The organism is Actinoplanes sp. GCM10030250 (genome assembly GCF_042666575.1).
GTDB lineage: Bacteria > Actinomycetota > Actinomycetes > Mycobacteriales > Micromonosporaceae > Actinoplanes.
This window is the reverse complement of sequence record NZ_JBHTDO010000021.1, coordinates 41,746-67,827: the sequence shown is the minus strand read 5'-3', so window position 1 is coordinate 67,827 and position 26,082 is coordinate 41,746. Positions and strand designations below refer to the sequence as shown.

27 protein-coding genes are annotated in these 26,082 nt (G+C 70.0%); 14 read left to right on the top strand and 13 right to left on the bottom strand.

The window, feature by feature from the left end:
• The first annotated feature begins 86 nt into the window (after positions 1–86).
• The 4 genes from ACFQV6_RS25250 (at position 87) to ACFQV6_RS25235 (ending at position 4,739) form a co-directional block, all read left to right on the top strand.
• Positions 87–2,783, top strand: coding sequence for an ATP-binding protein (locus tag ACFQV6_RS25250; RefSeq protein ID WP_378030057.1), 2,697 nt, complete (start codon positions 87–89; stop codon positions 2,781–2,783).
• A gap of 26 nt (positions 2,784–2,809) precedes the next feature.
• The gene (locus ACFQV6_RS25245; RefSeq protein ID WP_378030056.1) at positions 2,810–3,781 is read left to right on the top strand and encodes a phosphotransferase family protein; all 972 of its coding nucleotides are present in this window, start codon (positions 2,810–2,812) and stop codon (positions 3,779–3,781) included.
• A 75-nt stretch (positions 3,782–3,856) separates the two neighbouring features.
• Positions 3,857–4,414 carry a hypothetical protein gene (locus ACFQV6_RS25240; protein ID WP_378030055.1) on the top strand — a complete coding sequence of 186 codons (558 nt, stop codon included), beginning with the start codon at positions 3,857–3,859 and terminating at the stop codon, positions 4,412–4,414.
• Positions 4,407–4,739 carry a transcriptional regulator gene (locus tag ACFQV6_RS25235; protein ID WP_378030054.1) on the top strand — a complete coding sequence of 111 codons (333 nt, stop codon included), beginning with the start codon at positions 4,407–4,409 and terminating at the stop codon, positions 4,737–4,739. The genes ACFQV6_RS25240 and ACFQV6_RS25235 overlap by 8 nt, the downstream gene beginning before the upstream one ends.
• 52 nt (positions 4,740–4,791) lie before the next feature.
• Here ACFQV6_RS25235 and ACFQV6_RS25230 read toward each other — a convergent pair whose 3' ends face one another.
• From ACFQV6_RS25230 to ACFQV6_RS25215, 4 genes are all read right to left on the bottom strand, one after another.
• A complete protein-coding gene (locus ACFQV6_RS25230) occupies positions 4,792–5,088 on the bottom strand; it encodes a hypothetical protein (protein ID WP_378030053.1) in 297 nt (98 codons plus the stop codon).
• A 215-nt stretch (positions 5,089–5,303) separates the two neighbouring features.
• The gene (locus tag ACFQV6_RS25225) at positions 5,304–5,756 is read right to left on the bottom strand and encodes a hypothetical protein (RefSeq protein ID WP_378030052.1); all 453 of its coding nucleotides are present in this window, start codon (positions 5,754–5,756) and stop codon (positions 5,304–5,306) included.
• A gap of 23 nt (positions 5,757–5,779) precedes the next feature.
• Complete coding sequence (locus tag ACFQV6_RS25220; RefSeq protein WP_378030136.1) at positions 5,780–6,427, bottom strand: response regulator; 648 nt, start codon at positions 6,425–6,427, stop codon at positions 5,780–5,782.
• 164 nt (positions 6,428–6,591) lie between these two features.
• Positions 6,592–7,968, bottom strand: coding sequence for a histidine kinase (locus ACFQV6_RS25215; protein WP_378030051.1), 1,377 nt, complete (start codon positions 7,966–7,968; stop codon positions 6,592–6,594).
• A 706-nt stretch (positions 7,969–8,674) separates the two neighbouring features.
• On the opposite strand from ACFQV6_RS25215, the gene ACFQV6_RS25210 reads away from it, so the two are divergent.
• Entirely contained in the window at positions 8,675–9,271 is a 597-nt protein-coding gene (locus tag ACFQV6_RS25210) for a DUF4352 domain-containing protein (RefSeq protein ID WP_378030050.1), read from the top strand.
• Between the two features lie 73 nt (positions 9,272–9,344).
• Here ACFQV6_RS25210 and ACFQV6_RS25205 read toward each other — a convergent pair whose 3' ends face one another.
• On the bottom strand, positions 9,345–9,935 hold the full coding sequence (locus ACFQV6_RS25205) for a TetR/AcrR family transcriptional regulator (protein WP_378030049.1): 591 nt from the start codon (positions 9,933–9,935) through the stop codon (positions 9,345–9,347).
• Positions 9,936–10,042: 107 nt separating this feature from the next.
• Between ACFQV6_RS25205 and ACFQV6_RS25200 the strand changes: the two genes are divergently transcribed.
• Complete coding sequence (locus tag ACFQV6_RS25200; protein WP_378030048.1) at positions 10,043–10,696, top strand: DsbA family protein; 654 nt, start codon at positions 10,043–10,045, stop codon at positions 10,694–10,696.
• On the top strand, positions 10,693–10,845 hold the full coding sequence (locus tag ACFQV6_RS25195; RefSeq protein WP_378030047.1) for a hypothetical protein: 153 nt from the start codon (positions 10,693–10,695) through the stop codon (positions 10,843–10,845). Before ACFQV6_RS25200 ends, ACFQV6_RS25195 begins: the two co-directional genes overlap by 4 nt.
• Positions 10,846–10,855: 10 nt before the next feature.
• On the opposite strand, the gene ACFQV6_RS25190 is transcribed toward ACFQV6_RS25195, so the two are convergent.
• The 4 genes from ACFQV6_RS25190 to ACFQV6_RS25175 all read right to left on the bottom strand — a co-directional run bounded on the left by ACFQV6_RS25190 (position 10,856) and on the right by ACFQV6_RS25175 (position 14,296).
• A complete protein-coding gene (locus tag ACFQV6_RS25190) occupies positions 10,856–11,233 on the bottom strand; it encodes a hypothetical protein (RefSeq protein WP_378030046.1) in 378 nt (125 codons plus the stop codon).
• Positions 11,234–11,285: 52 nt separating this feature from the next.
• Positions 11,286–12,449, bottom strand: a complete 1,164-nt coding sequence (locus tag ACFQV6_RS25185) for an RCC1 domain-containing protein (RefSeq protein WP_378030045.1) — start codon at positions 12,447–12,449, stop codon at positions 11,286–11,288.
• A gap of 113 nt (positions 12,450–12,562) precedes the next feature.
• The gene (locus ACFQV6_RS25180) at positions 12,563–13,657 is read right to left on the bottom strand and encodes a glycosyltransferase (protein WP_378030044.1); all 1,095 of its coding nucleotides are present in this window, start codon (positions 13,655–13,657) and stop codon (positions 12,563–12,565) included.
• Positions 13,658–13,702: 45 nt separating this feature from the next.
• Complete coding sequence (locus tag ACFQV6_RS25175; RefSeq protein WP_378030043.1) at positions 13,703–14,296, bottom strand: TetR family transcriptional regulator; 594 nt, start codon at positions 14,294–14,296, stop codon at positions 13,703–13,705.
• Between the two features lie 131 nt (positions 14,297–14,427).
• Between ACFQV6_RS25175 and ACFQV6_RS25170 the strand changes: the two genes are divergently transcribed.
• From ACFQV6_RS25170 to ACFQV6_RS25150, 5 genes are all read left to right on the top strand, one after another.
• Positions 14,428–15,915: an MFS transporter gene (locus tag ACFQV6_RS25170; protein ID WP_378030042.1), complete on the top strand. Its 1,488-nt coding sequence runs from the start codon at positions 14,428–14,430 to the stop codon at positions 15,913–15,915.
• Positions 15,916–16,119: 204 nt separating this feature from the next.
• Positions 16,120–18,132 (top strand): glycerophosphodiester phosphodiesterase family protein, encoded by a 2,013-nt coding sequence (locus ACFQV6_RS25165; RefSeq protein WP_378030041.1) that lies wholly within the window; start codon positions 16,120–16,122, stop codon positions 18,130–18,132.
• Positions 18,133–18,217: 85 nt separating this feature from the next.
• Complete coding sequence (locus ACFQV6_RS25160; protein WP_378030040.1) at positions 18,218–18,610, top strand: hypothetical protein; 393 nt, start codon at positions 18,218–18,220, stop codon at positions 18,608–18,610.
• A 342-nt stretch (positions 18,611–18,952) separates the two neighbouring features.
• Entirely contained in the window at positions 18,953–19,129 is a 177-nt protein-coding gene (locus ACFQV6_RS25155; RefSeq protein WP_378030039.1) for a hypothetical protein, read from the top strand.
• 94 nt (positions 19,130–19,223) lie between these two features.
• Positions 19,224–19,619: an STAS domain-containing protein gene (locus ACFQV6_RS25150; RefSeq protein WP_378030038.1), complete on the top strand. Its 396-nt coding sequence runs from the start codon at positions 19,224–19,226 to the stop codon at positions 19,617–19,619.
• Here ACFQV6_RS25150 and ACFQV6_RS25145 read toward each other — a convergent pair.
• Positions 19,609–20,124, bottom strand: a complete 516-nt coding sequence (locus tag ACFQV6_RS25145; RefSeq protein ID WP_378030037.1) for a DUF1932 domain-containing protein — start codon at positions 20,122–20,124, stop codon at positions 19,609–19,611. The two genes, ACFQV6_RS25150 and ACFQV6_RS25145, sit on opposite strands and share 11 nt — an antisense overlap.
• Positions 20,125–20,188: 64 nt before the next feature.
• On the opposite strand from ACFQV6_RS25145, the gene ACFQV6_RS25140 reads away from it, so the two are divergent.
• Positions 20,189–21,709, top strand: coding sequence for an FAD-dependent oxidoreductase (locus tag ACFQV6_RS25140; protein ID WP_378030036.1), 1,521 nt, complete (start codon positions 20,189–20,191; stop codon positions 21,707–21,709).
• 10 nt (positions 21,710–21,719) lie between these two features.
• Here the strand turns inward: ACFQV6_RS25140 and ACFQV6_RS25135 are convergent, their stop codons facing one another.
• Genes ACFQV6_RS25135 through ACFQV6_RS25125 form a run of 3 tightly spaced genes read right to left on the bottom strand, consistent with a single transcriptional unit; the run spans position 21,720 to position 24,783 of the window.
• Positions 21,720–22,538: a carbohydrate ABC transporter permease gene (locus ACFQV6_RS25135; protein WP_378030035.1), complete on the bottom strand. Its 819-nt coding sequence runs from the start codon at positions 22,536–22,538 to the stop codon at positions 21,720–21,722.
• On the bottom strand, positions 22,535–23,431 hold the full coding sequence (locus ACFQV6_RS25130) for a carbohydrate ABC transporter permease (protein ID WP_378030034.1): 897 nt from the start codon (positions 23,429–23,431) through the stop codon (positions 22,535–22,537). The genes ACFQV6_RS25135 and ACFQV6_RS25130 overlap by 4 nt, the downstream gene beginning before the upstream one ends.
• Positions 23,428–24,783 carry an ABC transporter substrate-binding protein gene (locus tag ACFQV6_RS25125; protein ID WP_378030033.1) on the bottom strand — a complete coding sequence of 452 codons (1,356 nt, stop codon included), beginning with the start codon at positions 24,781–24,783 and terminating at the stop codon, positions 23,428–23,430. The genes ACFQV6_RS25130 and ACFQV6_RS25125 overlap by 4 nt, the downstream gene beginning before the upstream one ends.
• 316 nt (positions 24,784–25,099) lie before the next feature.
• Here ACFQV6_RS25125 and ACFQV6_RS25120 point away from each other — a divergent pair, with 316 nt between their 5' ends.
• Complete coding sequence (locus ACFQV6_RS25120; RefSeq protein ID WP_378030032.1) at positions 25,100–25,903, top strand: MBL fold metallo-hydrolase; 804 nt, start codon at positions 25,100–25,102, stop codon at positions 25,901–25,903.
• Positions 25,904–26,082: the final 179 nt, after the last annotated feature.

The window sequence follows — 26,082 nt, the reverse complement described above, 5'->3', positions numbered from 1 at the left end:
ACTCCCCACCCTTCCGATCCGCCCTTCACCCCACATCCGTGCTCACCACGGAACCGCACACGTAGCCCGTACGTGATGATGGGTCTGTGGAGATCTCTTCCCGGGAGTCCGAAGTGCTGACGCTCGTCGGCGAGCACCTCAGCAACGCCGAGATCGCGGCTCGGCTCTACATCTCCGTGCGTACCGTCGAAAGCCACGTCTCCTCCCTGCTGCGCAAGCTGAACGTCGCCGATCGCAGGGCCCTCGCGCAGCGGGCACCCGCCGAGACGGTGTCCGGCGATCGCACCCCGCCCGTCCTGCCCACGCCGCTCACCTCGTTCATCGGCCGGTCGCCGGAGCGCGCCGCCCTCGCCGAGGTGATCAGAAACAGCCGGCAGGTGACCGCTGTCGGCCCGGGCGGCGTCGGCAAGACACGGCTCGCCCTGGCCGTCGCCGCGGAGGTCGCCGCCGATTACCCGGACGGCGTCTGGTTCGCCGACCTGATCCCGGTCACCGACCCGCGGGCCTGCGCGGCAGCGGTCGCCGGCGCGCTCGGTGTCGGCGAGCAACCCGGTCAGGGCCTGGACGAGTCGGTGTTCGCCGCCCTCGCCGACCGGCACGCCCTGCTGGTGCTGGACAACTGTGAGCACGTCCGCGACGGGGTGGTGCCGTTCCTCGAACGGCTGCTCGCCGCCTGCCCGCGGGTGACCGTGCTGGCCACCAGCCAGGCGCGGCTGATGGTCCCGTTCGAGCGGGTCTACCCGGTGCCGCCGCTGTCGCTGTCGGGTGACAGCGAGTCGGACGCGGTCGCGCTGTTCCTGGACCGGGCCGCGGCGGCCGGCCATCCGCCGCCGCCCGCGCTGCGCGACCATGTCGCCGCCATCTGCCGCCGCCTCGACGGCGTGGCGCTGGCCATCGAGCTGGCCGCCGCCCGGTACGCGACGCTCGGCCTGGACGGTCTCGCCGCCGGGCTCTCCGACCAGCTCCGGCTGCTCGCCGGCGGTCCCCGGGCCGACGAACGGCACCGCTCGGTACGCGCCGTGCTGGACTGGAGTCACGCCCTGCTCGACCCGGCCGACCAGGCGCTGCTGCACCGAATCTCGGTGTTCGTGGCCCCGTTCACCGTGGCGGCCGCGGCCGAGGTGACCGATTCTGACCACTACCTCGTTGCCGACGGCCTGGCCCGGCTCGCCGAGCAAAGCCTGCTGGTGGTGACCACCGCCGGCACCGGGCTCGAATACCGCGCGCTGGAGTCGATCCGCCAGTACGGCACTGAACAGCTGGTCTCGTCGGGCCGGCTGGCGGACGCCCGGTCCCGTCATCTGCGCTGGTGCCTGAGCCTGGACCTGCCGGTCACCCGGCCGGATTTCCGGGCCCGCTTCGACCGGGCCGCCGACGATCTGCGGGCCGCCCTCTCCTGGGCCGCCGGAGAGCCCGCGCACGCCCTGGAGGCGCACCAGCTGGCATGTCGGCTGGCGGAGTCGTCGTTTGCCCGTACCCTCGTGGGCGAAGCCCAGCAACGCTTCGAGCAAGCGGCGGCACTCGCCGGTGACCCCGCCGCCGCGGCCCGGATGTTGCGGGAGGCCGCGGCCGCGGCCGGATGCCGGATGCGCGGCGACGACATGTACCGGCTGTTCCTCGCGGCGGCGGACGCGGCCCGGCGTGCCGGCGACGACGCGGCCGCCGCCGTCGACCTGGCCACCGCCGCCACGACCACCTACCGGTTCTCGGGCAAGTTCGAACGGCTCCCGGCACACGGCGAGGCCGTCGCCCTGATCAACACAGCCCGCGAACTGTCCGGAAATGATCCTGCCGCGCGGGCGGCGGTGGCCCTCGCCGAGGCCGCGGTGATCACCGACGCGTTCGGCTCCGTGCAGGGCCCGGCCGAGAACGACGTGCCCTCGACGCTGGCCCGGTCCGAACTCGCGGTCACGCTCGCCGACAGCACCGGGGATCCGCTCACCGAGTCGGCCGCCCTCGGTGCGCTGACCGGCGCGCAGAGCTGGGCCGGCGACACGTTCGGGACCGCGGCGACCGCCCGGCGGCGGGTGACGCTGCTGGCGTCCGCGCCGCCGACGCCGGCCGGGACCCACGAGTTGCTGGACGCGCTCGGTGACGCCACGGAGGCGGGCCTCGGCGCGGGCGATGTGAGGCGGGCGCGGGAGTGGGCCCGGCAGCTGGCCGATCATCCGCTGATGGCGGAGGTCGGGCACCGGGCGACGAACTGGCTGCTCATGGCCGGTGCCCTGGCCGGCGACGCCGACGAGGTGGTGGGTGTCAGCCTGCGGTTCCGGGACGCCTGGGAACGGGCCGGGCGTCCGGCGCGCGCCCACCTCGGCCCGGCGGTGGCGGGAGTGGCGATGATCCACGGCCTGCGCGGGGACGAATCCGCTCGCCGGGAATGGCTGGACATCCTGGACCAGCTCGGGCCGTCGCCGGGTCGCACGCTCAGCTACGGGGCGGTGTTCGACGGGATCCTGCTGCTGGATCAGGGAAGACCCGAACAGGCGCTGGAACGGATGGCGCCCGAGCCGGACGAGGTGTGGAAGTGGGTGACGTGGATCTGGCTGCACTGGTACGTGGCGTTGCGTGCCGAGGCGTCGGTGCTCGCCGGGCACGCGTCGGCGGCCGCGCGGCTGGCCGAGGCGCGGGAGATCGTGGCGGGAAATCCGGTCTGCGCGGCGATCGTGGAGCGGGCGGCCGCATTGTTCGAGGGTGATCAGACGCGGGCGCTGGCAACTGCTGAGGCGTTCGAGGCCGCCGGCTGCGGATTTCAGGCCGCCCGGAGCAGGGCACTCGGCTGACGTCCCCGGACCGGTAGCGTACCCGCGTGGAGAGCATCACCAAGAACCGTCAGACGCCGGAAACGCTGCGCGCGATGATCGCCAGGGCCTACGGCGACACCCAGGTCCCCTCCGGTGACGGCTGGTTCAGCGAGCTGGGCGAGGGCTGGTTCAACGTGGCGTACCGAATCCGGCTGCGCGACGGCTCGCAGAAGGTTCTCAAGATCGCGCCGCCCTCAGACGTCGAGGTCATGACGTACGAGCGCGGCGCGATGAGCATCGAGTTGGCCGCGATCAAGCTCATCCAGGAGCGGAGCAGCGTCCCGGTGCCGGCGGTCGACTACGCGGATCAGAGCCACGACCTCTGCGACGCCGACTGGTTCTTCATGGAGTACATCGACGCGATCAACTTCGGCGTCGATCGGGACTCGATGTCCGCGGAGGAGCGGGAGACGTACGGGAAGGCACTCGGCGCCGCCAACCGCGAGCTCAACGAGATCCGCGGCGCCGCCTTCGGTCCGCTCGCCGGCCCCGGCGACCCCAGCTGGCGCGCCGTCTTCACCGGCATCCTCGAGGACGTGCTCGGCGACGGCGAACGCCGCCAGGTCGACCTGGGCATCGGCTACGACACCGTGCGCGCCTCGATCGCCGCCAACGCCCACCACCTCGACGAGGTCACCGAACCCCGCTTCGTCGGGTGGGACCTCTGGGACAAGAACGTCATGGTGCGCGACGGCGCGATCGCCGCCATCCTCGACCACGAACGCGCCCTCTACGGCGATCACCTGATGGAAGCCGGCTTCGTCGGTCATGTCCTGCCGGACTTCGGCAACCCCACAACCTTCATGCAGGGGTACGGGCAAACCGACCTGACGCCCGGCCAGCTCCAGCGCCGCCGCCTCTACGCCCTGCACCTGGTCCTCATCATGGTCATCGAGGGCACCTACCGAGGCTTCACCGACCCGGACCACCTCGCCTGGACCCGCACCCAGCTCACCGAGATCCTGGCGCAACTCTGAGCGCGACCACTTCCGGTGTTGACCAATCTTACTCTGCCTGACAGAGTTCTCTGCACTGGAGAGATTGGACTGGTCATGTCGCTCGATGAACACAGGGAACTCAACCGGTTGCGGCTACGGGTGCGGGCCTCCCGATGGGCAACGTCCGGGCCGCTGCTGGTCTTCGGCGTGACGACCATGGTCTTCGCCGGCTACCTGGCCGCGGTCCACTACTACTTCGTGCCCGCGCCGCTGTTCTGGCCGCTGTGCAGCCTTCTCGCGTTGCTCGTGCTCTGGGGCATCGACCGGATCCGCCGCGGCCGCACCGGAGTCGGTGAGGGCCGGCTGTCGTACGGAAAGACGGCCGCCGTGTTGCTGGCCGTGATCGTCGCCGGAAATCTGATCTGGTTCTACCCGCTCACGAAGATGCTGCTGTGGCCCGGGACAGTCCTGACCATCATGGCGTTGCGGCAGCGCAACAAGCCGCTGGCCCGGCGCTCCGGCATCATCGGCGGCCTGATGATCGCCGGCTGGTTCGCGGGATCCCTGGTGACCGCCGACTGGTACGACCCGCTCATGATGGGCTGCGGAGGCCTCGCCATGACGGCGGCGGGCGCCGTCGAACGACAGCGGGAGCGGAAAATCAATGGTTGATCCGGCATCTCACCCCGCCCTCGAACTGGACGAGCGGGTGCACCAGAAAACCAGACTTGCCCTGCTCACCGTGCTGGACGAGGCCGGCCGAGCCGACTTCCCGTACCTCAAGAAGCTCCTCGGCCTCACCGACGGCAACCTCGGGCGCCACCTCGAGGCGCTCGCCGAACAATCGCTCGTCGAGATCCAGAAAGGGCACGAGGGCCGCCGTCCGCGCACCTGGGCCGCGATCACCCCCCAGGGACGGACAGCACTCGCCGCCGAAATGAACGTCCTCGCCGAACTGGTGCAAAGATTCCGCAGCACTCGCGGCGAACATCCCTGACCCTCGGAACCGTGCGGATCCGTCAGCCGCGGATCCGTCAGCCGCGGATCCGTCAGCCGCCGAGGCCCTGTTCCCATCGCTTCCGCCGCTGCTCGGGGCTCTCCTCCCACCACGGGGTTCCGCGCTCGCCGAGCGCGACCTTCGCCGCCTGCACCCGGGCCCGCGCCGGCGCCGGGTCGTCGCCCGCCCGCATCATCGTCCCGACGTCGCGCCGGGCAGCCATCAGCGCCTTCCGGAGTTCCGCCGCCACGTCCTCAGGGATGTCCGGATCAGTGGCACGCCAGCGGCGACCGGAAATGACTACGTAGTGCCCGTCGTCGGTGGTTTCCGGCTTGTCCTTGCCCGCCATTCGGCCGTCCCTTCCGCAATCCCGCCAGCCCCGGAGGGCTGCCCTTCCGCCATCCCGCCAACCCCGGAGGGCTGCCCTTCCGCCATCCCGCCAGTCCTGAAGGGCTGCCCCGTCCGCGGTTCCGAGAAACACCTGGTCAGCTTCCGGGGTGGGTGCAATACACGAGGCGTCGAGGGCACCTGGATCTCACCGAACGCCGCGCGGGTGGCGGAAGGCTACGAGAGCGGGGGCTCGACGGCACGGGCCGAGCCGCGCGAAAGGTACGGTCCGGCGAACCCTCCGACCACGGCGGCGACAGCCACGACCCACAGGACGATCGGCGTCCAGGCGCCCCCGTACACGAAGGAGATCCCCAGTCCGGCAAGCAGCAACGGCACCGTGAAGCCGGTGGCGCACGCGGCCGCGCCCGCCGACCGTGCCGCCCACGCCGTCTCGCGCAGCCGGGGCCCGGCGACCAGCAGTAGCGATCCGGCCAGCAGGCCGGCCAGCGTCCCGGTGAAGGCGCCGATCACCACGAAGATGATCCAGACGGTAACCATGCCGGTGAAGAAGGTGTCGTGGCCGAGCCCCAGGTGGTACACGGCGAACGTGGCAGGCCCGATCACCACGCCGGTCAGGGCACACACCCAGAGCGCCCGGCCGAACGCGTCTCCGTCATACTTCCGCACGATCACACCCTATCGATCACCTCCTATGCCTGATCCTTGAGGTACGTGAGGACGGCCAGCACCCGCCGGTTGATGTTGTCGTCCGGCGGCAGGTCCAGCTTGGCCAGGATGTTCCCCACGTGCTTGCCGACCGCCGCCTCGGAGAGCACGAGGATCCGGGCGATCGCCCCGTTCGAATGGCCCTGCGCGACCAGCCCGAGCACCTCCCGCTCGCGCGGCGACAACCGGGCCACCGGGTCGTGGTGCCGCCCGAGAAGCCGCCGAACCACATCCGGGTCGATCACCGTGCCACCGCCGACCACCCGCCGCAGCGAGGTGACGAACTCGGTCACATCCACCACGCGGTCCTTGAGCAGGTATCCGACCCCACGACCGTCACCGGAGGCGAGCAGCTCAGCGGCATAACCGTGCTGCACATACTGACTGAGCGCGACGACCGCCAGCCCCGGATCCTCCCGCCGCAGCCGAACGGCGGCACGCAGCCCCTCGTCGGTGAAACCCGGCGGCATCCGGATGTCGGTGATGACCAGCTGAGGCCGATGCACCGCAACCGCCCGCACCAGCGCCTCACCGTCGCCCACCGCCGCCACAACCCGAAACCCGAACCGCTCCAGCAGCCCCGCCAAGCCCTCCCGAAGCAGCACGCCATCCTCCGCAAGCACCACGTCCACCGAGTCGGTCCCGCCCCCTCCGGGCACGGCAGATCCAGGCGCGCCGCCAGGCGTGGCAGCTCCAGCCACGGCAGATCCGAGCGCGCCGCCAGGCGTGGCAGCTGCGGGCACGGCAGATCCGAGCGCGCCGCCAGGCACGGCGGATCCGAGCGCGGCGGATCCCGTCACGTCGCCGGGCACGGCAGCTCCGCTCGGATCACGGTCGGGCCGCCGGTCGGGCTGGCCAGCAGCATGCGCCCGTCGATGACCGCGAGCCGATCGGCGAGTCCGGTCAGGCCGGTGCCGCGAGCCGGATCGGCGCCGCCGCGCCCGTCGTCGGTGACCTCGACGATCAGCTGGCCGTCACGCTCGTCGGCAGTGACCGCGGCGCGGGTGGCGCCGCTGTGCTTGCCGACGTTCGCCAGGAGCTCGGCGACGACGAAGTAGGCGGTGGCTTCGACATGCTCGGGCAGCCGCCGCGACAGATCGGCACGAACCGTCACCGGAACCGCCGTGTGACCGGCCAGATCCCGCAGCGCGGCACCGAGCCCCAGATCGGTGAGCAGCTGCGGGCGAATGCCGTGGATCAGCTCCCGCAACTCCCCCATCAGCTCCTTCGCCTGCTGATGTGCGGTGGCCACGGCACCGGCCGCCGGTGAGTCGTCCGGCAGGTCGACCCGCGCGAGACCCAGCTGCAGGGTGAGCCCGACGAGTTTCTGCTGGGCACCGTCGTGCAGATCCCGCTCGATCCGGCGCCGCTCCGCCTCGAACGCGTCCGCGAGCCGCGCCCGCGACTGCGAAACCTCGACCAACTCCGCACGAAGCTCCTCAGTGGGCGCAGTATGCAGCACCGCGCGGGCAACAGCGGCATGCGCCGCGGCGGTCGCCGCGATCAGATAGGGCACAGCGGTCAGTGCGATCAAACCCCCGATCGCGTACGGCACGGCCTGCGCCGCCGTCACGATCGTCACCACACCGAACGAGATCGGCCCGCCCTCCACCAGCACCGGGCTCAACGCGCAGACCACGATCAACATCACCGTCACCACAAGCGCGACGTGCACGATCGGCACCGCCGTCACCAGCACCACCGCATAGCCCAGCCGCCGCCAGGGCGAGCGCCCCATCAACGACCGCTCCGCCGGCAAGCGCCCCATCAACGACCGCCCCGCCGGCAAGCGCCCCATCAACGACCGCCCCGCCGGCAAGCGCCCCGTCAGCGAGCGGCCTGTCGGGAAACGCCCCACCTCCAGCGGCCGATCGTCGACGAGGCGCAACCGATGCCGCTCCACCGCCGGCAACGGCCGCGCGACAAGCGGCCCCAACCCGCCCAGCAGCACCGCACCCGCCACGAACAGCAGGAGCGACCCGACCGGCTCGGCCTCTCCGGTGAACAGCCGCCGGATCAGCACGATCCACGGCGCCACGAGCACACCCACCGGCACCGCCACGGCCGCCACCAGCGGCACCGTGCTGACCACGAACAGCACCGACCGCCACGGCCACCAGCTGATCAGGAACCGGCGGGACCGCATCGCGGTGAGGACAGTAGGAGCGGACACAGAAGGAACCGTATCGACGGGGTACGACACTTCCCAGGTGCTCCGGCCTACTCCAGAAGTAGGGCTGGGCGTAGTGCACGGCGGAGCGTTTTGTGTCGTACCCCTGCTGTAGGAACAGTGACAATCGCCGGGCCGAACAGGTGATCTTGAATGACCGTGTCGATGCGGGGCCGTGACCGCGCGGAGGTGATGGGTTACTCGCCGGCTGCACTTTCCCGGCCGAAGTGCGGAAGGCGTCCGGAGCGCTGATCGGATTGGCTGATGGCGCGGTCGGATGTCTGGACTGGGGACCGGCCGCGACCAGGTCCGCTCCCCCGTCCGTGGAGACTCCGACCCCTTGACCGACCAGCCCTTTAACCCCTATTCGGGCCAGCCCGCGAACCCACCGGCAGGCCAGCCGGCCACCCCCGGGTACCCGCAGCCAGGCTATCCCGCCGCTCCTGGTTACCCTGCCGCTCCCGGCTACCCCACTCCCGGTCACCCTGACGCTCCCGGCTACCCCACTCCTGGTTACCCTGCCGCTCCCGGCTACCCCACTCCCGGTCACCCTGACGCTTCCGGCTATCCCGCTCCCGGCCAGGCCGGCGCTCCCGGTTACCCGCCGGCTCCGGGCCAGCCGCAGGCCGCACCCGGTCAACCGGCATACGGGCCCCCGCCCGGCTACCCGCAGCCGGTCGCGCCCCCGGCCAAGAAGAAGAAATGGCCGATGATCGCCGGCGGGGCCGGCGTGCTGCTTCTGCTCGTGTGCATCGGCAGCGCGCTGTCCGGTGGGGACGACGATTCCGCCGCACCGGGCACCGACAAGGCTGCCGTCGCCGACGCGACCAGCAAACCGGCCACGGACAAGGCGGCGAAACCGGCCGCAGAAGAAGAAGCCGAGCCCGAGAAGCCCGCCGCGGAAGTGTTGCCGGGAATCGGCAAGGCGGTGAAGGACGGCAAGTTCCAGTTCACCGTCACGAAGATGGCCTGCGGCAAGAGCTCCGTCGGTTCGTCGCTGCTGAACCAGAAGGCTCAGGGCCAGTTCTGCCTGGTCACCGTGAAGGTGAAGAACATCGGCGACGAGGCGCAGATGTTCGCCGGATCGAACCAGAAGGCGTTCGACGCGAAGGGCACCGAGTTCTCCAACGACACCGGGGCCGAGATCTACGCGAACGGTGAGGCACAGACGTTCCTCAACGAGATCAACCCGGGGAACTCGGTCACCGGAAAGCTGGTCTTCGACGTACCGAAGGGGACCAAGCTCACCAAGCTCGAACTGCACGACTCGATCTTCTCCGGCGGTGTCGAGGTAGCGCTGAAATAGCCGTCGCCCCCCGGCCGGCGTGTCAATCGCGCCGGCCGGCGGCCGGCGAACGAGCTGCAGGGAGAGCGGAGCCTCACTTGCGCCGGCCGGCGGCCGGGACTCTGAGGCCGTCGAGGAAGAAGGCCAGGTGCCGGCGCCAGGCATCCTCGGCGACCGGCGTCGAGGCGCGGGCGATCCCCGAGTTGGCCAGGAACAGCGCGGTGAGGTCGGCCGGGCGGAAGTCGGGGCGGAGGCTGCCGGCGGCCTGGGCCTGTTCGATGAAGTGGGTGGCGTGCCGGATGGCGTTGTCGCACTGCTGGGACAGCCGCGGTGAGCCGGGAAAGCGCCGGGCCATGACGTCGTCGACGGGCGGGCTCGCGAGTTGCTTCTCGAGCAGCCCGGTGACGTAGTGGCGGAACTGCTGCCAGGGGTCCGGCTGCGCCTGCGCCTCCGCGGCGAGAGCCTCGGTGCAGATGGCGGCGATGGCGGGGGCCGCGGCCTCGATCAGGGCCTCACGCGTACCGAAGCGGTTGTAGAGCGTCCCGATGCTCACCCCGGCGGCCTGGGCAACGGTCTCGAGTGGCGCCTGGAAGCCCTGGTCCAGGAAGACCTCGACCGCGGCGGCGGTGAGTTTCTCCACGTTGCGCCGGGCGTCCCGGCGCAGCGCCGCCCTTTCCACCGCCATGATCGCCCCCTGACCCGGAAACTTGGATGCCGCCCTCAACTTAGAGTATGTTGGCGGCCGGTAACTTGAGGCCGACCTCAAGTTGAGGACGCGGAAGAGGTGCGCGGGTGGCGACTCCGATCAAGGTGGATGTGTGGTCCGACATCGCCTGCCCGTTCTGCTACATCGGCAAGCGCAAGTTCGAGGCCGCCGCCGCCACGTCCGGCGTACCGGTCGAGGTCGAGTATCACTCCTTCGAGCTCTCCCCCGACACCCCCGAGGACTTCGCCGGCAGCCACGCCGACTACCTCGCCGCCAAGCTGCGCGTCACCGCCGGACAGGCACGCGGCATGGAGCGGCAGACCACCGCCCTCGCCGAGGCCGTCGGGCTGGACTTCCGCTACGACCTGCTCAAGCCCACGCCGACCCGCAAGGCGCACGAGCTGCTGCACTACGCCAAGGCGCACGGCCGCCAGGTGGAGACGAAGGACCGGCTGCTCGCGGCGTACTTCACCGACGGACTGCACGTCGGCCGCATCGACGAGCTCACCGACCTGGCCGCCGGGCTCGGCTTCGACCGCGCCGACGTCCTGCGGTCACTGGAGAGCGGCGAATACGCCGCCGCCGTGGAGGCCGACGTGCGCACCGCGGTGAGCTACGGCATCACCGGCGTTCCGTTCTTCGTCTTCGACGGCCGCTACGGCGTCTCCGGAGCGCAGGAACCGGCCACCTTCGCCGGCGTCCTCGCGAAGATCGACAAGGAGAAGGAGCCGGCCGCGTGAGCGACGTCGAGTCAGAGGCGCAGGAGAAGAAGCCCGCGTTCACGATCCTCGCCGGCGGAGACGGCCCGGTTTGTGAGGGCGACTTCTGCGAGATCCCCGGCACAACACCGCTGCACCGAGAGGGCGACCTTCCGGGCGATCCGGAATGACCCCACCGAGCTAGGACATCGTCTCGATCGTCAGCTTGCCCAGCGGAAACAACACGATGGCGAGGATGCCGGCGACGATCACGGTGAAGCAAGACGCCGCCGCGAACATCGCGAAACCCTGGTCGTCGGAGGACCAGAGGGCGGTCAGGGCAAGCGCTTCGGAGATCGCAACGGCTCCGCCGAAAACCACAAGGGCGGATCGCGTACGGCGTACCTCTGCTTGCCAAGCCTGTGAGATCTCGCCGCCCGGCCGTTCCCGCGCGTCCCCGATCTCCTGCCGGATGGCCGCGCGGAACGCGTTGAGGAAGAGGCTGACCTCGACGACGAAGCCGATCAGAAGCGTCGGCAGGACCTGCGCGGACGTGGTGAAGAACTCTTCGCTCGGCACCGGAGCATCCTTGCAGGGGAGTGCGGCTCGCGCCGCACTCCCCCGGGGAGCGTCAGCCGAGGGTCAGCTGCGCCGGAGCCGACCGCTGGGTGGTGGTCCCGTCGCCCAGCTGGCCGTTGTCGTTGTTGCCCCAGCACCACAGGCTGCGATCGGCGCGAACCCCGCAGCTGTGGTAGTTCATGGCCACGTCGTTCGTCCAGGTGGTCGCGGTGCCGACGCGGGTCGGCGCGTACCGGTTGACGGTGGTTCCGTCGCCCAGCTGCGCCGCCATGTTGTTGCCCCAGCACCACAGGCTGCCGTCGGTGCGGGCGGCGCACGCCGAGTTGTCCCCGGCGTTCACCCCGGTCCAGGTGGTGGCGGTGCCGACCTGCGCCGGCGTGGTCTGGTAGGTGATGTTGGCGCCCAGCTGACCGTAGCCGTTCTCACCCCAGCACCACAGTGTCCCGTCGGTACGGGTCGCGCAGGCGAAGGCGTACCCGGCACTCACGTCCTGCCAGGTGGTGGCGGTTCCCACCTGCGTCGGGGTGGCCCGGTAGCTCAGGATGCCGACGCCGAGCTGACCCCGCGTGCTGTCACCCCAGCACCACAGTGTCCCGTCGGTACGGGTGGCGCAGGTGTGCGCGAACCCGGTGGTGACGCTCGCCCAGTTGGTCGCCGTGTCGACCCGCACCGGGGCGGTCTCGTAGTACGACGCCGGACCGGTGCCCAGCTGCCCCGACCGGTTGAAGCCCCAGCACCACAGCGTCCCGTCGGTACGGACCGCGCAGGTGTGGCTGTCGGCCGCGCTCACGTTGGCCCAGTTGGTGGCGGTACCGACCCGCACCGGGACGTTGCGGCTGGTGGTGCTGCCGTCGCCGAGCTGGCCGCGGAAGTTGCTGCCCCAGCACCAGAGCGAGCCGTCGGTACGGGTCGCGCAGTTGTGCACGGTCCCCGCGTCGATGCTCGCCCAGGTGGTGGCGTCACCGATGCGCACCGGGCTGTTCCGGTTGCTGACCGTGCTGCCGTCGCCGAGCACGCCGCTGAAGTTGCCGCCCCAGCACCACAGGCTGCCGTTCGCGGGGATGGCGCAGGTGTGGCCGTAGCCGGCGGAGACGGTTGGTGCTGCCGGCGGGGCGGCCGAGGCTGGGGCCGCGAGGCCGAGGACCCCGACGACGAGCGCGACGAGGCCGATGACGGCTCTCGCCGCTCGTCGGCGGCGGTTGTGCTTGTCACTCATGTGTGCTCTCCCGAGGACGTCGACACCTACGTTGTGGGAGCGCTCCCACAAGTGTTCATAAGTTCATATCATCGGCGTCGCACATTGACCAGAAGCAATACTTCGGAAAGTCCTCAGTCCCCGACGACCTTCTCCAGCGCCGGAACCACCGAAGCGGGCGCCGGCATCGCCGCGATCTCCGCCGCCACCTCCCGTGCGGCGATGCGCAACCCGTCGTCGGTCAGCAGCCGGGTCAGGTCAGCCGCGGAGATCGCTTTCGCGTCCACAGCCAGCCCGGCCCCGCGCTTGGCCAGCAGTTCGGCGTTGTGCCGGCGATCGCCCGCCCCCGGCGTCACCAGCTGCGGCACCCCCGCGGCCAGACCACCGAACACGCTGCCCGCACCGGCGTGGTGGATGAAGGCCGAGGCGTGCGGGAGGACCTCGTTCAGGGGTACGCGGCCGACAGCCCGCACGTTCGGAGGCAGTCCCCGGGTGGCGTCCTTGCGGAACAGCACGAACTCGGCGTCCACGTCGACGGCCGCCGCGATGACGGCCCGGCTCGGGTCACCCGTGTCCGGTCCGTTGAGGGTGCTGTGGCTGACCAGGACCCGGGGCCGGCCGCTCTCGGTCAGCAGCCACTCCGGGACGGGCCCGCCACCGGAGTACGGCACCGGCCGCATCGGCACCGCACCCTCCAGGGGCGCACCCCGCAGGCTCGGCGGCACGACGGTGATCGTCAGCTCGGGCGCCGGAATGTCCTGCCCGGACAGCACCGAGCTGGTCGTCACCGCCCGGAAGAGATCAGTGGCCGGCCACAGGGTGTTCTCCTGCAGAACCGACGGGATCGACAGCCGCCCCGCCACGATCGCCCCGGCCCCGGTCAGCGGCTCGTAGACGATCAGATCGGGGCGCTCCCGCTCGGCCAGCGCCAGCAGCGGGCCGACCAGGGACTGATTGGCCCGGCCGAAGATCTCGCCGACCATGGCGTGCCCGGCGAGGCCGCGCATCTCGGCACGAGCCAGGCGCGGGTTGCGCAGGACCGCCCGCAGCGCACTGCGCGTCAGGCTGAAGCCGGCACCGATGTCAGCGGTACGCAGGCCCAGCACATCGGGCGGGAAGCCGCCACCGGCCAGGATCACGTCGTGCCCGGCATCACGGCAGGCCGCGGCGAGCGGGATCAACGGCAGTAGATGGCCCTGGAGCGGGGCGGCGACGAACACGATGCGCATGGCGGGGTTTTATCACGCCGTTCCTGAGGCGTGGCTGAGCCCCGATCAGCCCCTGGGGAGCAACGCCTGGACCATGTCCGACAGCGGCTTGCGCAGATCGTCCTCCTCCGCCGCGCTCAGCGGCTGGAGGCTCAGCGTTGACTTCATCAGGATGATGCCCAGCGTGCTGGCCAGCAGGATCTGAGCGCGCAGCACGGTGGCCTCGTCGGGCGTGCCGTGGCCCGCCCTGGCCGCCAGCTTCTCGCTCATCGAGCGCAGCATCGAGCGCCGCAGGCCCTCGATGCGCTCGTCCCCCGACGACCGCACCAGCAGCAGCATCGCGTCGCGCAGCCGGTCGTCGTCCGGTGAGCCGCTGAGGCGCCGGGCCAGCAGGTGCGCGACGTCACCGGGCCCGACATCGTCGGCGTCGCGGCGCACATCGGAGATCGCGCTGGTCAGGCACGCCTCGAACAGCCCCTCCTTGGAGGTGAAGTACCGGCTGATCAGCGCCACGTTGACGCCGGCCTCGTCGGCGATGTCCCGCACCGTCGTGGCCGTGTAGCCGTCGCGCGCGAACCGGTGCCGCGCCACGTCGAGCAGGACCTGGCGTGTCTGCGCCGCGTCGCGGCGCCGTCGCGGCACGGCGATGTCGTCGGTCACTCTCAGCGCTCCTCGGTCTTTCCGGCAAATGTACGGCTACCCGTACGAGTGTGAGGTAAGCAACCGTTTACTTCGCGGGCTACCTGCCGATACTAAGTCAGCAAGCGTTTACTTCTACCCACGGGGACGCCATGACCGAAACGATCGCAGAGGCCGGATCCGCACCGCGGAAGACCGGCGGCAACCTGCTGGTGTTCTACCTGGCACTGGGCGGCCTGGCGTTCGCGGTGCTCCAGTCGCTGGTCTCGCCCGCGCTGGCCACCATCGGCCACGAACTCAAGGTGTCGACCGCCGACGTCAGCTGGGTCGTCACGGCGTACCTGCTGTCGGCCTCGGTCCTCACCCCCATCCTCGGCCGGCTCGGCGACATGGTCGGCAAGCGCAAGGTCCTGATCGGCGTACTGGCGATCCTGGCCGCCGGAACCGTGGTCGCCGCGCTCGCCCCCAACCTGATCGTGCTGATCGTCGGCCGGGTCCTCCAGGGTGCCGCGGGTGCCATCATGCCGCTGTCGATCGGCATGATCCGTGACGAGCTGCCCCGCGAGAAGGTCGCCACCACCGTCGGCCTCATCTCGGCGATCTTCGGTGTCGGCGCCGGTATCGGCATCGTGGCCGCCGGCCCGATCGTCGAGCACCTCTCCTGGCACTGGCTGTTCTGGCTGCCGCTGGTCCTGGTCGTCATCGCGCTGGCCGGCGCCATCTTCGGCATGAAGGAGTCCCCGGTCCGCAAGCCCGGCAAGCTCGACGTGCTCGGCGCGAGCATCCTGTCGATCGCGCTGGTGGCACTGCTGCTGGCGATCAGCAAGGGCCAGGCGTGGGGCTGGGGCGACGCCAAGACCATCGGCCTGCTGGCTCTCGGCGTGGTCGGCCTGATCGTGTTCGTCCGCGTCGAGCTGCGCGTCAACGAGCCGCTCATCGACATGAAGCTGATGCGCATCCGCGGCGTGTGGGCCACCGACCTGGTCGCCCTGATCCTCGGCTTCGCGATGTTCGGCACCTTCCTGCTGGTACCGACGCTGCTGCTGCTTCCCGAGGCCACCGGTTACGGCTTCGGCAAGTCGGTCTCCCAGGCCGGGCTGTTCCTGCTGCCCACCGTGATCATGATGGTCGTCTTCGGCCCGATCGCCGGTATCCTGAACCGCAAGTACGGGCCGAAGCTCCCGATGTTCATCGGCTCCGTCCTGGTCGTCGGCGCGTTCGTCCTGCCCGCCCTCGGTCACGGCGCGGTCTGGCAGGTTCTGGCCTCCGGCGTCCTCACCGGCGCGGGCATCGGCTTCGCCTTCGCGGCGATGTCCAACGCCATCATCGAGAGCGTCCCGCCGGGTCAGACCGGTGAGGCCACCAGCGTCAACGCCATCGCCCGGACCATCGGCAGCAGCATCGGCACAGCGGTGGTCGCGGCGGTCATCACCTCGCACACCACCCCGCAGGGTCTGCCCACCGACGCCGCGTTCACCGACGGCTTCTGGGTCTGCGCCGGAGTCGCCGTCCTCGCGGTCCTGGCCTCGCTCGCCCTGCCGTCGGCTCACAAGCGCCACGAGCTGGCTGTCGAGGCGGGCGTGACCGACGTCCCGCCGGAGCCCGAGGAGATCCACGTCCTGCACCGCACCAACGCCTGACGGCCGTACCCTCAAGCCCCGCACCCGAAGAAGCCGTGGCTGCCACTTCTGGCAGCCACGGCTTTCTTCCGTCGCCTTTCATTCATCATGGTGTATTCCTGCGCTTCTCCCGCCGCCGTGCGCGGCTCACAGGCTGTCCGCCGGAGGCGGGTGGGGTCCCGCCCGTGAAGGGAGACGTCCGTGTGGGGAATTCGCCGAGGTGCCGTGGTTCTTCTGGCGGCCGCGACCGTCGCCGGCACCGTGACCGCACCGGCAACGGCCACCGGGAAGACCGGCTTTGATCTACAAGCGCACCGCGGGGGTCTCGGCCTGCGGGTGGAGAACACGCTCGCGTCGTTCGGCAACGCCCTCCAGCTCGGCGTGACGACGCTGGAGCTCGACGTGCAGATCACCGAGGACCAGCAGGCGGTGGTCACCCACGACCGCCGGGTCACCGGCACCAAATGCACCGACACCGCGCCGGCCGCGCCCGGCGACCCGGAGTTCCCCTACGTCGGCAAGTACGTCAACACGCTGACCCTGGCCCAGGTCCGCACCCTCGACTGCGGCTCGAAGCCCCTCGCCGACAAGCCCGGCCAGCTCGCCGTCCCGGGCGCCCGGATGCCGCTGCTACGCGAGGTCTTCGCCCTGGTCAACCGGTACGGCGCGACAGGCGTCAAGCTCAACGTGGAGACGAAGGTGGAGGCGGGCGCACCGGCCGAGACCGCGCCCCGCGAGCAGTTCGCCCGGATCACCGCCGCTGAGGTCCGCAGGGCCGGGCTGCTGCGCCAGGTCACCATCCAGAGCTTCGACTGGGGTGCGCTGAAGCTCATGCGGACGGTGGAGCCGCGCCTGCCGCTCGTGGCGCTCTCCAACTACGACTTCCTCCAGGTCGGCCTGCCCGGCGCCTCACCGTGGCTGGGCGGGATCGACATCGACACGTTCGGCGGCGACCCGATCCGGGCCATCCGCAGCTTCGGCGCCACCACCTACTCCCCGGTGCACGGCTTCCCGCAGAACGGCACGGTCGACGACCCCGGTTACCGCCCGTACGTCACCGCCGCGATGGTCCGGCACGCGCACGCCAACGGCATCAAGGTCGTGCCGTGGACGATCGACGACCTGCCGACCATGAGCAAGCTGATCGGCGACGGCGTGGACGGGATCATCACCGACTACCCGGACCGGCTGCGCACCCTGCTCGCCCAGCGTGGCCTCCGGCTCCCCCGGGCGTACGCGTCGCCGTTCGACGTGCAGGCGCACCGTGGCGGCCGGGCCACCCTGCCGGAGAACACGCTCCCCGCGTTCACCGCCTCGCTGAAGAACCCCGACATCTCGACGCTGGAACTCGACACCGGTGTCACCGCCGACGGGCATCTGGTGGTGCTGCACGACCGTACGGTCAACGGCTCCCACTGCTCCGACACCGCACCGGTGCGGCCGGGTGATCCGGAGTTCCCGTACGTCGGAAAGGTCGTCCACGACCTGACCCTCGCCCAGCTGAAGACCATCGACTGCGGCTCCAAGACGCTCCCCGAGTTCCCGCAGCAGGCCGCCGCACCCGGCGCCCGCATTCCCACCCTCGGCGAGGTGATCGCGCTGGTCCGTGGCAGTGGCCGCGATGACGTACGCCTGAACATCGAGACCAAGATCAGCCCACTGGTCGATGACACGGCGCCGTATCGGGTGTTCACCCGCAAGCTGGTCCGGGAACTCCAGCGCACCGGGTTCACCGGCCGCAGCACGATCCAGTCGTTCGACTGGCGCACCATCCGCTACGCCCGCACCCTGGACCGGCACATCGAGACGGTCGCGCTGATCTGGCAGTACGGCCCCGCCGAGTGCACCAGCCTGGCCGACGAGTGCTCGCTGCGGGCCGTCTACGACGACCCGTCGGTGAAGAGCCCATGGACCGGCGGCCTCGACTGGTGGCGTACCCGCGACGTCGGCGCCCTGGTCCGCGCCGCCGGCGCCGGCACCGTCTCGGCCAACTGGCAGGTCCACGACCCGCGGCAGCCGGCCGCACCGGACGCCGACTGGTACCTGCGGCAGCACCCCGCCTACTTCCACGGCCCGCGGGTCTCGGTGCTGCAGCACCGGTACGGCCTGAAGGTGGTCCCCTACACCGTCAACGACGCCGCAATCATGCAGCGCGTCATCGACCTCGGCGTCGACGGCATCATCAGCGACGATCCAGCCCTTTTGATCACCATCGCAATCCGCAACGGCCTGCGCTGACCGGCGACGTGGTGGCGGCATTTCTCGCCGCCACCACGCTTTTGGCGGTTTTCGCCGGAAAACCGGGAGGATATCCTCACTCGACATGAGCAGCGACCCTCGGTTGATGATTCGCACGTCCTCGGAGACGGCGCTGGAAAGCCTCACCGACGACCTTCGTCAGGCCCGGGTTCCTGTGTCAGTCGGTCTGGAGATGGAGGCTTCTCGCCGCAGCGGAACGACCAACACGAAAGCCGTCGATCCGCAAACCCTGGGTCTGGCGATCACCATATCCTTCGCGACTGTCAAAGTGATCTCGAACATCGTCATCGCCTGGATCGGCCGCCAGCGAAGCCGGACCGTGGTCCTGGAGGTTCAGGGTAATCGCATTGAGGTGACTGCGGCGTCAGCAAGCGGGCAACGGGCTGCGATGGAGGCTTGGTTGTCAGCAGCAGCAGCCGTCGATGGCCCGGACCAGTCGCGCGACTCCCGGAACTGACCGAGAAGAGGGCGCTCTTCGTCGCCTCCGCTGAATACTGAGCCTTTTTCAACGTGGCGAGGGCCTCGGCTGCCGGCGCCGGACAACGGCCCGGCGGCTTCGGGCCCGATGTCAGGTTGAAAATTGCTCACTGCCTCCGACGAACCCGGCCACGTGCAGCTCGTCATGCCGGTCCGCACCGGCGACCCGGCGCAGAACTCCTGCCCATCCTCAGCGCGGCGATGATCGCAGAAAGCCAATCGCACGCCGGGGTTGGTGCGTCGTTCACCTGCGATTCGGGTGGGCGCTGCCCTGGCGGAGACCTCCTCTTTCGAAGCTTCCACAGCGAAAGAGGAGGTCATCGTGATTGTTCTACTCGTGGCCGGGCTGGTGCTGCTCGGCACGACTACCTGGCTCGTTCTTCAGCAGGCGACCGCCACCGACCCCGCCCTCAACCATCGGCTGGCCTCGGCCGGGCTGGTGTTGTGCCTGATGATCGCCATCGCCACCCTCGCCGGGGCAGTCGTTATCGCGCTGTGATCAGGTGAACTTTCCGGCCTGAATCTCGACGGTCACCGCGGCAGGCCCTACCGTTGACCACCCGAAGAAGTGTCGGGTAACGGAAGGTAACGCGATGACCGACACCACGGTCGACATCGGCAATCACCCCGACGGCACTCTCGTCATCCACCCCCAGGGCAGCCTCGGCGCCGACGACGCGGTCGACCTGAGGCGCACCCTGGTGCAGGCCATCCGTCACACCCGCCCGCTGCGCCTGATCCTCGACCTCGGCGACGTCGGCGAACTCGACCCGATCAACCTCGGCACTCTCGTGGCCGCCTGCCACCTCGGCGACGACCACCAGGTGGCCGTCTTCCTCGACCGGCCCCGCACCGAGATCGCCGACCGGCTCACCGCGGCCGGCGTTCCGGCCCACCGCCTGCGGCACGTCGGCACCACATCGGCCATCACCCGGGCCGAGCCGGCGCTGACCACCTGGGCCGAGCCCGCGCCGGCGCTCACGCCGTGAGACGCGCCACCAGCTCAGCCGCCGGCAGATCGCCCACCGCCTCCGGATCACCCTGCGCCAGCGCGGTCTCCGCGATCTCCGCATAGACCTCAGCGATCGCCGCGAACAGCGCCGGCGTCAACCCTGCCGCTGCCTGCGTCGCGGCGATCTCACGCATCTCGTCCACGAACCGGTGCGCCTTCGTCGCAGCCCGGGCCACCCCCGCGGACCGGTCCAGGCCGTCGCGCGCCAGGTCCGTCACCACCTCATTCAGTACGCCTGCCGCGATGCTCGAGGCCGCGGCGAGCGCCCGCCCCGGCGGCGTCACCGACAGCACCACGTCCGCTGCGGCGACCACATCGATGAGGCCCGGCAGCACTTCCAGGCCCGCCTCGGTAGCAAGCCGCCCGGTCCGCCCGGAGCGCCCCTCCAGCGTCGTCACCACCCGCGCGCCACCCGTGAGCAACGCCGAGCCCAGTCCGGCACCCATGAAGCCCGGGCTCACGATACCTATGATCACCGTCATGAATCCCATCCTGCCCGATCCGCCGCGGTCGTTTGGCGACCTCGATCGGGGGCAGTCGAGGAGCATGCTTGCAGGCGTTGACGGGTCGTACTGGATGGAATCCGCACCGGCGACCGCCTTCCCGGCACTGACCGGTGATCTCGAGGTCGACGTGGTGGTGGTCGGCGGTGGCATCGCGGGGCTGTGCACCGCCTGGGAGCTCATGGAGGCCGGGCAGCGGGTCGCCCTGCTGGAGGCGGACCGGATCGTGGCCGGCGTGACCGGTTACACCACGGCGAAGCTGTCCGCGCTGCACACACTCGTCTACACGAAGGTTCGCAAGTCGTTCGGCGCCGACGCCGCCCGCCTCTATGCCGAGTCGCAGCAGCAAGCCGTCGAGCACGTCGCCGTCGTCGCCGGCCGGCTCGGCATCGACTGCGAGTTGGAGCGGGTGCCCGCCTACACGTACGTCGAATCGCCGGACCGTCTCGACGAGATCCGCGCCGAGGCCGACGCCGCCGCCGAGGCCGGACTGGCCGCGTCGTTCGTCATCGGCACCGGGCTGCCGTTTCCGGTCGCCGGTGCGGTACGGGTGGAGAACCAGGCCCAGTTCCATCCCCGCCGCTACCTGCTCGGGCTGGCCGGCGACCTGACCCGGCGCGGCGGGCAGATCTTCGAGGACACCCGGGTGACCGGCCTCGACGAGGGTGACCCGTGCACCGTCACCACGGCGGCCGGGCACTCGGTCACCGCGCGCCGGGTGGTGGTCGCCACCCACTATCCCGTCTTCGACCGGGCTCTGATGTTCACCCGGCTCGAACCCCGCCGCGAACTGGTCGTCGCCGCGCCCGTCCCGGCCGCGAGCGACCCCGGCGGCGTCTACATCACGCCCGAGCAGAACACGCGGTCGGTGCGGACCGCCCCGTACAGCGACGGGCAGCGGCTGCTCATCGTCACCGGCGAGCACTTCACGCCGGGCGAGGGCGCGCCCGCCGAGCAGTGGCAACGGCTGATCGCCTGGACGCACGAGCGCTTCCCCGGCACCGAGATCGCCTACCGCTGGGCCACCCAGGACAACACGTCCAGCGACCGGGTGCCGTTCGTCGGCCCCTTCTACCCCGGCGCCGAGAACGTCTTCGTCGCCACCGGGTTCGGCGGCTGGGGCATGAGCACCGGCGTGATGGCGGGCCGGCTGCTCGCCGCGACCATCACCGGGGCGGCGCCGGCCTGGGCCTCGCTGTACGACCCGCGCCGCCTCAACCCCCTGCGGGAGGCGGGCAACATGCTCAAGCTGGGCGCCAAGGTCGCCGGTCACTTCGTCGGTGACCGCCTCAAGCCGTCACCCGCCGGGTCGGTTGACGACGTCGCAGCCGGTGCGGGCTCTGTCGTACGCGTCGGCGGGCGCCAGTGTGCCGTGTATCGCGACGAGGCCGGCCAGGTCCATGCGGTGTCAGCGCGCTGTACGCACGCCGGCTGCATCGTCGACTTCAACGAGGCCGAGACCGCCTGGGAGTGCCCCTGCCACGGCTCACGCTTCACCGTCGACGGCGCAGTCCTCCAGGGCCCGGCCAACAGCCCCCTCGCCCCCGAGTCGGTCACCGAGTAACCACCCCGGCTCAGCCCTTACGCCCCTGCGTAGCCACCCCTTCGACGAAGTAGCGCTGGCAGAGGAAGAAGGCGATGATCATCGGTACGGTCGTGAGCACCGCCCCCGCCAGAACCACCTCCCACGCCGACTCCCCCGCCTGCCCGAACTGGTCGAGGATCGCTTTCATCCCGCGCGGCATCGTGAACAGCGCCGGATCCCGCAGGTAGATCAGCGGCTTCAGCAGGTCCGACCAGCTGGCCCGCAGCTCGAAGACGAACGCCACGATCAGGGCGGGACGGCACAGCGGCACGGCGATCCGCCAGAACAGCCGCCAGTACCCGGCGCCGTCGACCCGGGCCGCCTCGAACAGTTCCCGGGGCACGCTGAGGAAGAACTGCCGGATCAGGAAGATGTAGAAGGCGCTGCCGAACAGGTTGCCCGCCCACAGTGGCACCTGCGTGGCGGCCAGGCCGAGCTGGTTCCAGATCAAGTAGGTAGGGATCATCGTCACCGCGCCGGGCAGCATCATCGTGCCGACGACCAGGGCGAACAGGGCGTTGCGGCCGGGGAACCGGAAGTACGCGAATCCGAAGGCGACGATCGCACTGGAGATGGTGACCGCCACCGCGGCCGCGAGGGCGACCACGACGCTGTTGCCGAGCCAGGTCAGCACCGGGGCCGCGGTCCAGATGGTGCTGTAGTTCTCCGGTGCCCAGTTCGACGGGATCAGCCGGTTGTCGAACACCTCGGGCCGGGGTTTGAGGGAGGCGCTGACCAGCCAGGCGAACGGGTATAGGAAGATCACGGCGGCCGCGGCCAGGGCGGTCCACCACATCCAGGCTCTCATCGCGCACCACCCTCGTAGTGGACGAAGCGCCTGCTGAGCCGTACCTGTATCAGCGTGATGACCACGATGATCAGGAACAGCAGCCAGGCGAGGGCCGACGCGTAGCCCATGTGCAGGAACTGGAACGCCTGCTGGAACAGGTAGACGACGTAGAACAGGGCCGCGTCGTTCCCGTACGTCTGCTGGTTGCTGCTTCCGTAGAAGGCGGTGTAGACCTCGTCGAACGTCTGCAGCGCGCTGATGGTGTTGATGATCAAGGTGAAGAACAGGGCACCGCTGATCATCGGTACGGTGACCGCCCGGAACCGCGCCCACGGTGACGCGCCGTCCATCTCGGCCGCCTCGTAGAGGTCGCGCGGCACGTCCTGCAGCGCCGCCAGATAGATGATCACGGTGCTGCCCAGGCTCCACGCGCCGATCAGAACCAGTCCCGGTTTGATCCACGGGCCGTCGACGGTCCAGTCCGGTCCGTTGATTCCCAGCACACCAAGCGCTTGGTTGACCAGCCCCGCCTGCCCGTTGAACAGCATCAGGAACAGCACGCCGACGGCCACCTTCGGCGTGATGGTCGGCAGGTAGAAGACGGTCCGGAAGAACCCGGCCGACCGGCGCCCCACCCGCAGGAGCAGCAGGGCCAGCGCCAGCGACACCGCCATGGTCACCGGCACGTGCAGCGCCGTGTAGATCAGGGTGTTCGCGATGGCGGTGCGAACCTTCGGATCCGCGAGCAGCTCCCGGTAGTTGTCTCCGCCCACGAAGTCGGTGCTGGTCAGCACGTCGTAGTCGGTGAACGACAGCACCAGGCTGGCCACCATCGGCCCAGCCATGAAGACGGTGAAGCCGATCAGCCACGGCGACAGGAACCCGAACGCCGCCCGGGTCTCGTACTTCACGATCCGCTGTTGGCTTTGTCGAGTGCTGCCTGCGCCTGCTTCTGTGCCGCGGCCAGAGCCTGTGCGGGCTGCTGCTTGCCGTCGAGGACCCGGTTGACGGCGTCCTGCCAGGCAGCTTTGAACTCCTCACCGGCGGCCATGGCGGGCTCGGCGACTCCGGACTGCTGCGTCTGCAGGATGGTCTTCACGGCCGCGTCGAACCGCGCGTTGCCGCTCGGCTTCACCACGTCGCGGAAGATCACCTCGTCGGCTTTCCTGTTGCCGGTGAAGACTCCGGCGAACGGTTTGCCGGTCTTCTCGCGTACCTCTGCCCGTGCTTTTGCCGCAGCGATCCACGTGTCGCTTTCGGTCATGGTCTTGATCCACTTGCAGGCCTTGTCCGCGTGCGGACTCCCCGCCGGGATCGCCCACGCGTTACCGGTGATCCAGTCCACCGGCTGCCCGTCGACGCCGCGGAACGGCTGGACGCTGACCTGCGCCTGCGGCGAGTTCTCGGCCAGTACGTTGAGGTAGAAGTCCTCCATCGGGAAGGCACCGAGCTGGTTGCTCGCGAACTGGTTCTTCGCACCGAAGAAGTCGAACGAGTCCCGGAACGACTTGAACGCCGGCCACCCGCCCTGCTCGTTGATCAGCCCGACCGTGTACTCCAGGACCGCGATCACCTTCGGGTCGTCGAGCTGTGCGGTCCGGCCGTCGTCACTGACCAGGGCGGCACCGTTCGCGCGGGCCCACAGCGGCAGGAACTCCGGCAGCTTCGGGTCGAAGCCGATCCGCTGGATCTTGCCGCCGCTCATCTTGGTGAGCCGCGCCGCGGCCGTCGACAACGCCTGCCAGTCACCGGTGTTCAGCGACGCCGGATCCAGGCTGACCTCGGCGAACGCCGCATCGTTGATCATCAGCACGCGGTTGTTGTAGAAGTCCGGCACTCCGTGAAGGAGCCCGCCGAGAGTCGCCTCAGCCACCGCCGCCTCCCGGAACTGCCCCATGTCGATCTTTTCGCGCCCGACACAATCGGCGAGCGGCGTCAGCGCCTTCTTCGCCGCATACGTTCCGAGCAGCCGCCGCTCCATGTAGACCAGATCCGGCGGGCTCCCCGAAGCCACCGCCGACAGAAACGCCTGCGCGTCGAAACTGCCCTCGGACGCCTTCGCCGTACTCGGCGCGATCGCCGCATTGGCCGCGTCGAATCGCGTCTTCGCCACCTCGTCACCGGTGCCGAACCCCATCATGGTCAGCGTCACCGCCGCGCCGTCCCCGGACTTCCCGCCCGAGTCACCGACTCCGCCGCACGCCACCACCAGCGCCATGACCAGCACGGCACCCACCACTGCCCGAATCAAACGGATGAACATCATTGTTCTCCTGTATGCGGTTCGCCCCTACCGCAACATAAATCTGCGTAGATATCTTCGCATCTCGGGAAACACCACTTTTTCGTACGGTCGAAAGCGCACCGCCTGCACTCGGTTGGCGGGCCGCCCGCACGCGGTTTGCGGGCCGCCGGCACGCGGTTCGCTGGCCGCCCGCACGCGGTTCGCTGGCCGCCCGCACGCGGTTCGCTGGCCGCCCGCACGCGGTTTGCGGGTCGCCCGCACGCGGTTTGCGGGCCGTTGCAGCAGGCATTACGGTCGGATAAGCGGTTGCAATCCACAATCGGAAGGGGCCCGCGTGCTGAGGCAGATCGCGGAGGGTGTGCTGATCCACGTCAGCGAGTTCCTCCTGAGCAACGCCGTTGTCGTGCGTGGGCGGGACGGCGTGCTGCTCATCGACCCCGGGGTGCAGGGCCACGAGATGGCCTGCCTCGCGAACGACCTGTCCACAGCGGGCCACACCGTGGTGGCGGGCTTCTCGACGCATCCGCACTGGGATCACCTGCTCTGGGACGCCCGGTTCGGCGATGTCCCTCGTTACGGCACGGCCCGCTGCGCGGAATCTGTCCGGGATCAGCTGTCCGACCCGAACGCGAAGGCTGACATCGCCGAACACCTGGCCCCTACCGGCATCGCCGACCAGGTTCCGCTGGATCTGCTGGGCCTCATCACGGCCCTGCCGGACGGGACTGCGCGGGTTCCGTGGGACGGCCCCGAAGTACGGATCATCGAACATCAGGCGCACGCCCCGGGGCATGCGGCGCTGCTCGTCGAGGACAGCGGCGTTCTTGTTGCCGGGGACATGCTCTCCGACGTCCTGATCCCGATGCTCGACATGAGCACCGCTGACCCGATCGAGGACTACCTGGAGGCGCTGCGGTTGCTGGAGGCGGTGGCGGGCGACGTCAGTGCCGTTGTTCCCGGGCACGGGTCGGTTGGCGAGGATGACCGGGTCAAGGCGCGGATCGAGCTGGATCGGGCTTACGTGCTTGCCCTGCGTGACGGCGCTGAACCCAGTGATCCGCGGATCGGGCCCTCGGCCGAGCCCGGGTGGGAATGGGTGAGCGATGTGCACAGCGGGCAGGCGCAGCGCCTCGCTTAGCGCTTCGCCCCGCCTTCGCCAGGAGTAGCACTTCGCCCGGCCTTCGCCCGGCGTAGCGCTTCGCCCAGCCTCGCCCGGAGTAGCGCTTCGCCCGGAGTAGCGCTTCGCCCAGCCTTCGCCCGGAGTAGCCCGGGCTGACGGTGGTGGCCTCGCGGCGGGCGTCGGCTTTCAGTCGAGTG

Bases quoted from the DNA above. Each gene is read 5' to 3' on its own strand.
- ACFQV6_RS25240 (WP_378030055.1), top strand. From the start codon at position 3,857: ATGTCGCTCGATGAACACAGGGAACTCAACCGGTTGCGGCTACGGGTG.
- ACFQV6_RS25235 (WP_378030054.1), top strand. From the start codon at position 4,407: ATGGTTGATCCGGCATCTCACCCCGCCCTCGAACTGGACGAGCGGGTG.
- ACFQV6_RS25230 (WP_378030053.1), bottom strand. From the start codon at position 5,088: ATGGCGGGCAAGGACAAGCCGGAAACCACCGACGACGGGCACTACGTA.
- ACFQV6_RS25140 (WP_378030036.1), top strand. From the start codon at position 20,189: ATGCTTGCAGGCGTTGACGGGTCGTACTGGATGGAATCCGCACCGGCG.
- ACFQV6_RS25170 (WP_378030042.1), top strand. From the start codon at position 14,428: ATGACCGAAACGATCGCAGAGGCCGGATCCGCACCGCGGAAGACCGGC.
- ACFQV6_RS25125 (WP_378030033.1), bottom strand. From the start codon at position 24,783: ATGTTCATCCGTTTGATTCGGGCAGTGGTGGGTGCCGTGCTGGTCATG.
- ACFQV6_RS25150 (WP_378030038.1), top strand. From the start codon at position 19,224: ATGACCGACACCACGGTCGACATCGGCAATCACCCCGACGGCACTCTC.
- ACFQV6_RS25205 (WP_378030049.1), bottom strand. From the start codon at position 9,935: ATGGCGGTGGAAAGGGCGGCGCTGCGCCGGGACGCCCGGCGCAACGTG.
- ACFQV6_RS25185 (WP_378030045.1), bottom strand. From the start codon at position 12,449: ATGAGTGACAAGCACAACCGCCGCCGACGAGCGGCGAGAGCCGTCATC.
- ACFQV6_RS25135 (WP_378030035.1), bottom strand. From the start codon at position 22,538: ATGAGAGCCTGGATGTGGTGGACCGCCCTGGCCGCGGCCGCCGTGATC.
- ACFQV6_RS25210 (WP_378030050.1), top strand. From the start codon at position 8,675: ATGATCGCCGGCGGGGCCGGCGTGCTGCTTCTGCTCGTGTGCATCGGC.
- ACFQV6_RS25145 (WP_378030037.1), bottom strand. From the start codon at position 20,124: ATGACGGTGATCATAGGTATCGTGAGCCCGGGCTTCATGGGTGCCGGA.
- ACFQV6_RS25180 (WP_378030044.1), bottom strand. From the start codon at position 13,657: ATGCGCATCGTGTTCGTCGCCGCCCCGCTCCAGGGCCATCTACTGCCG.
- ACFQV6_RS25160 (WP_378030040.1), top strand. From the start codon at position 18,218: ATGAGCAGCGACCCTCGGTTGATGATTCGCACGTCCTCGGAGACGGCG.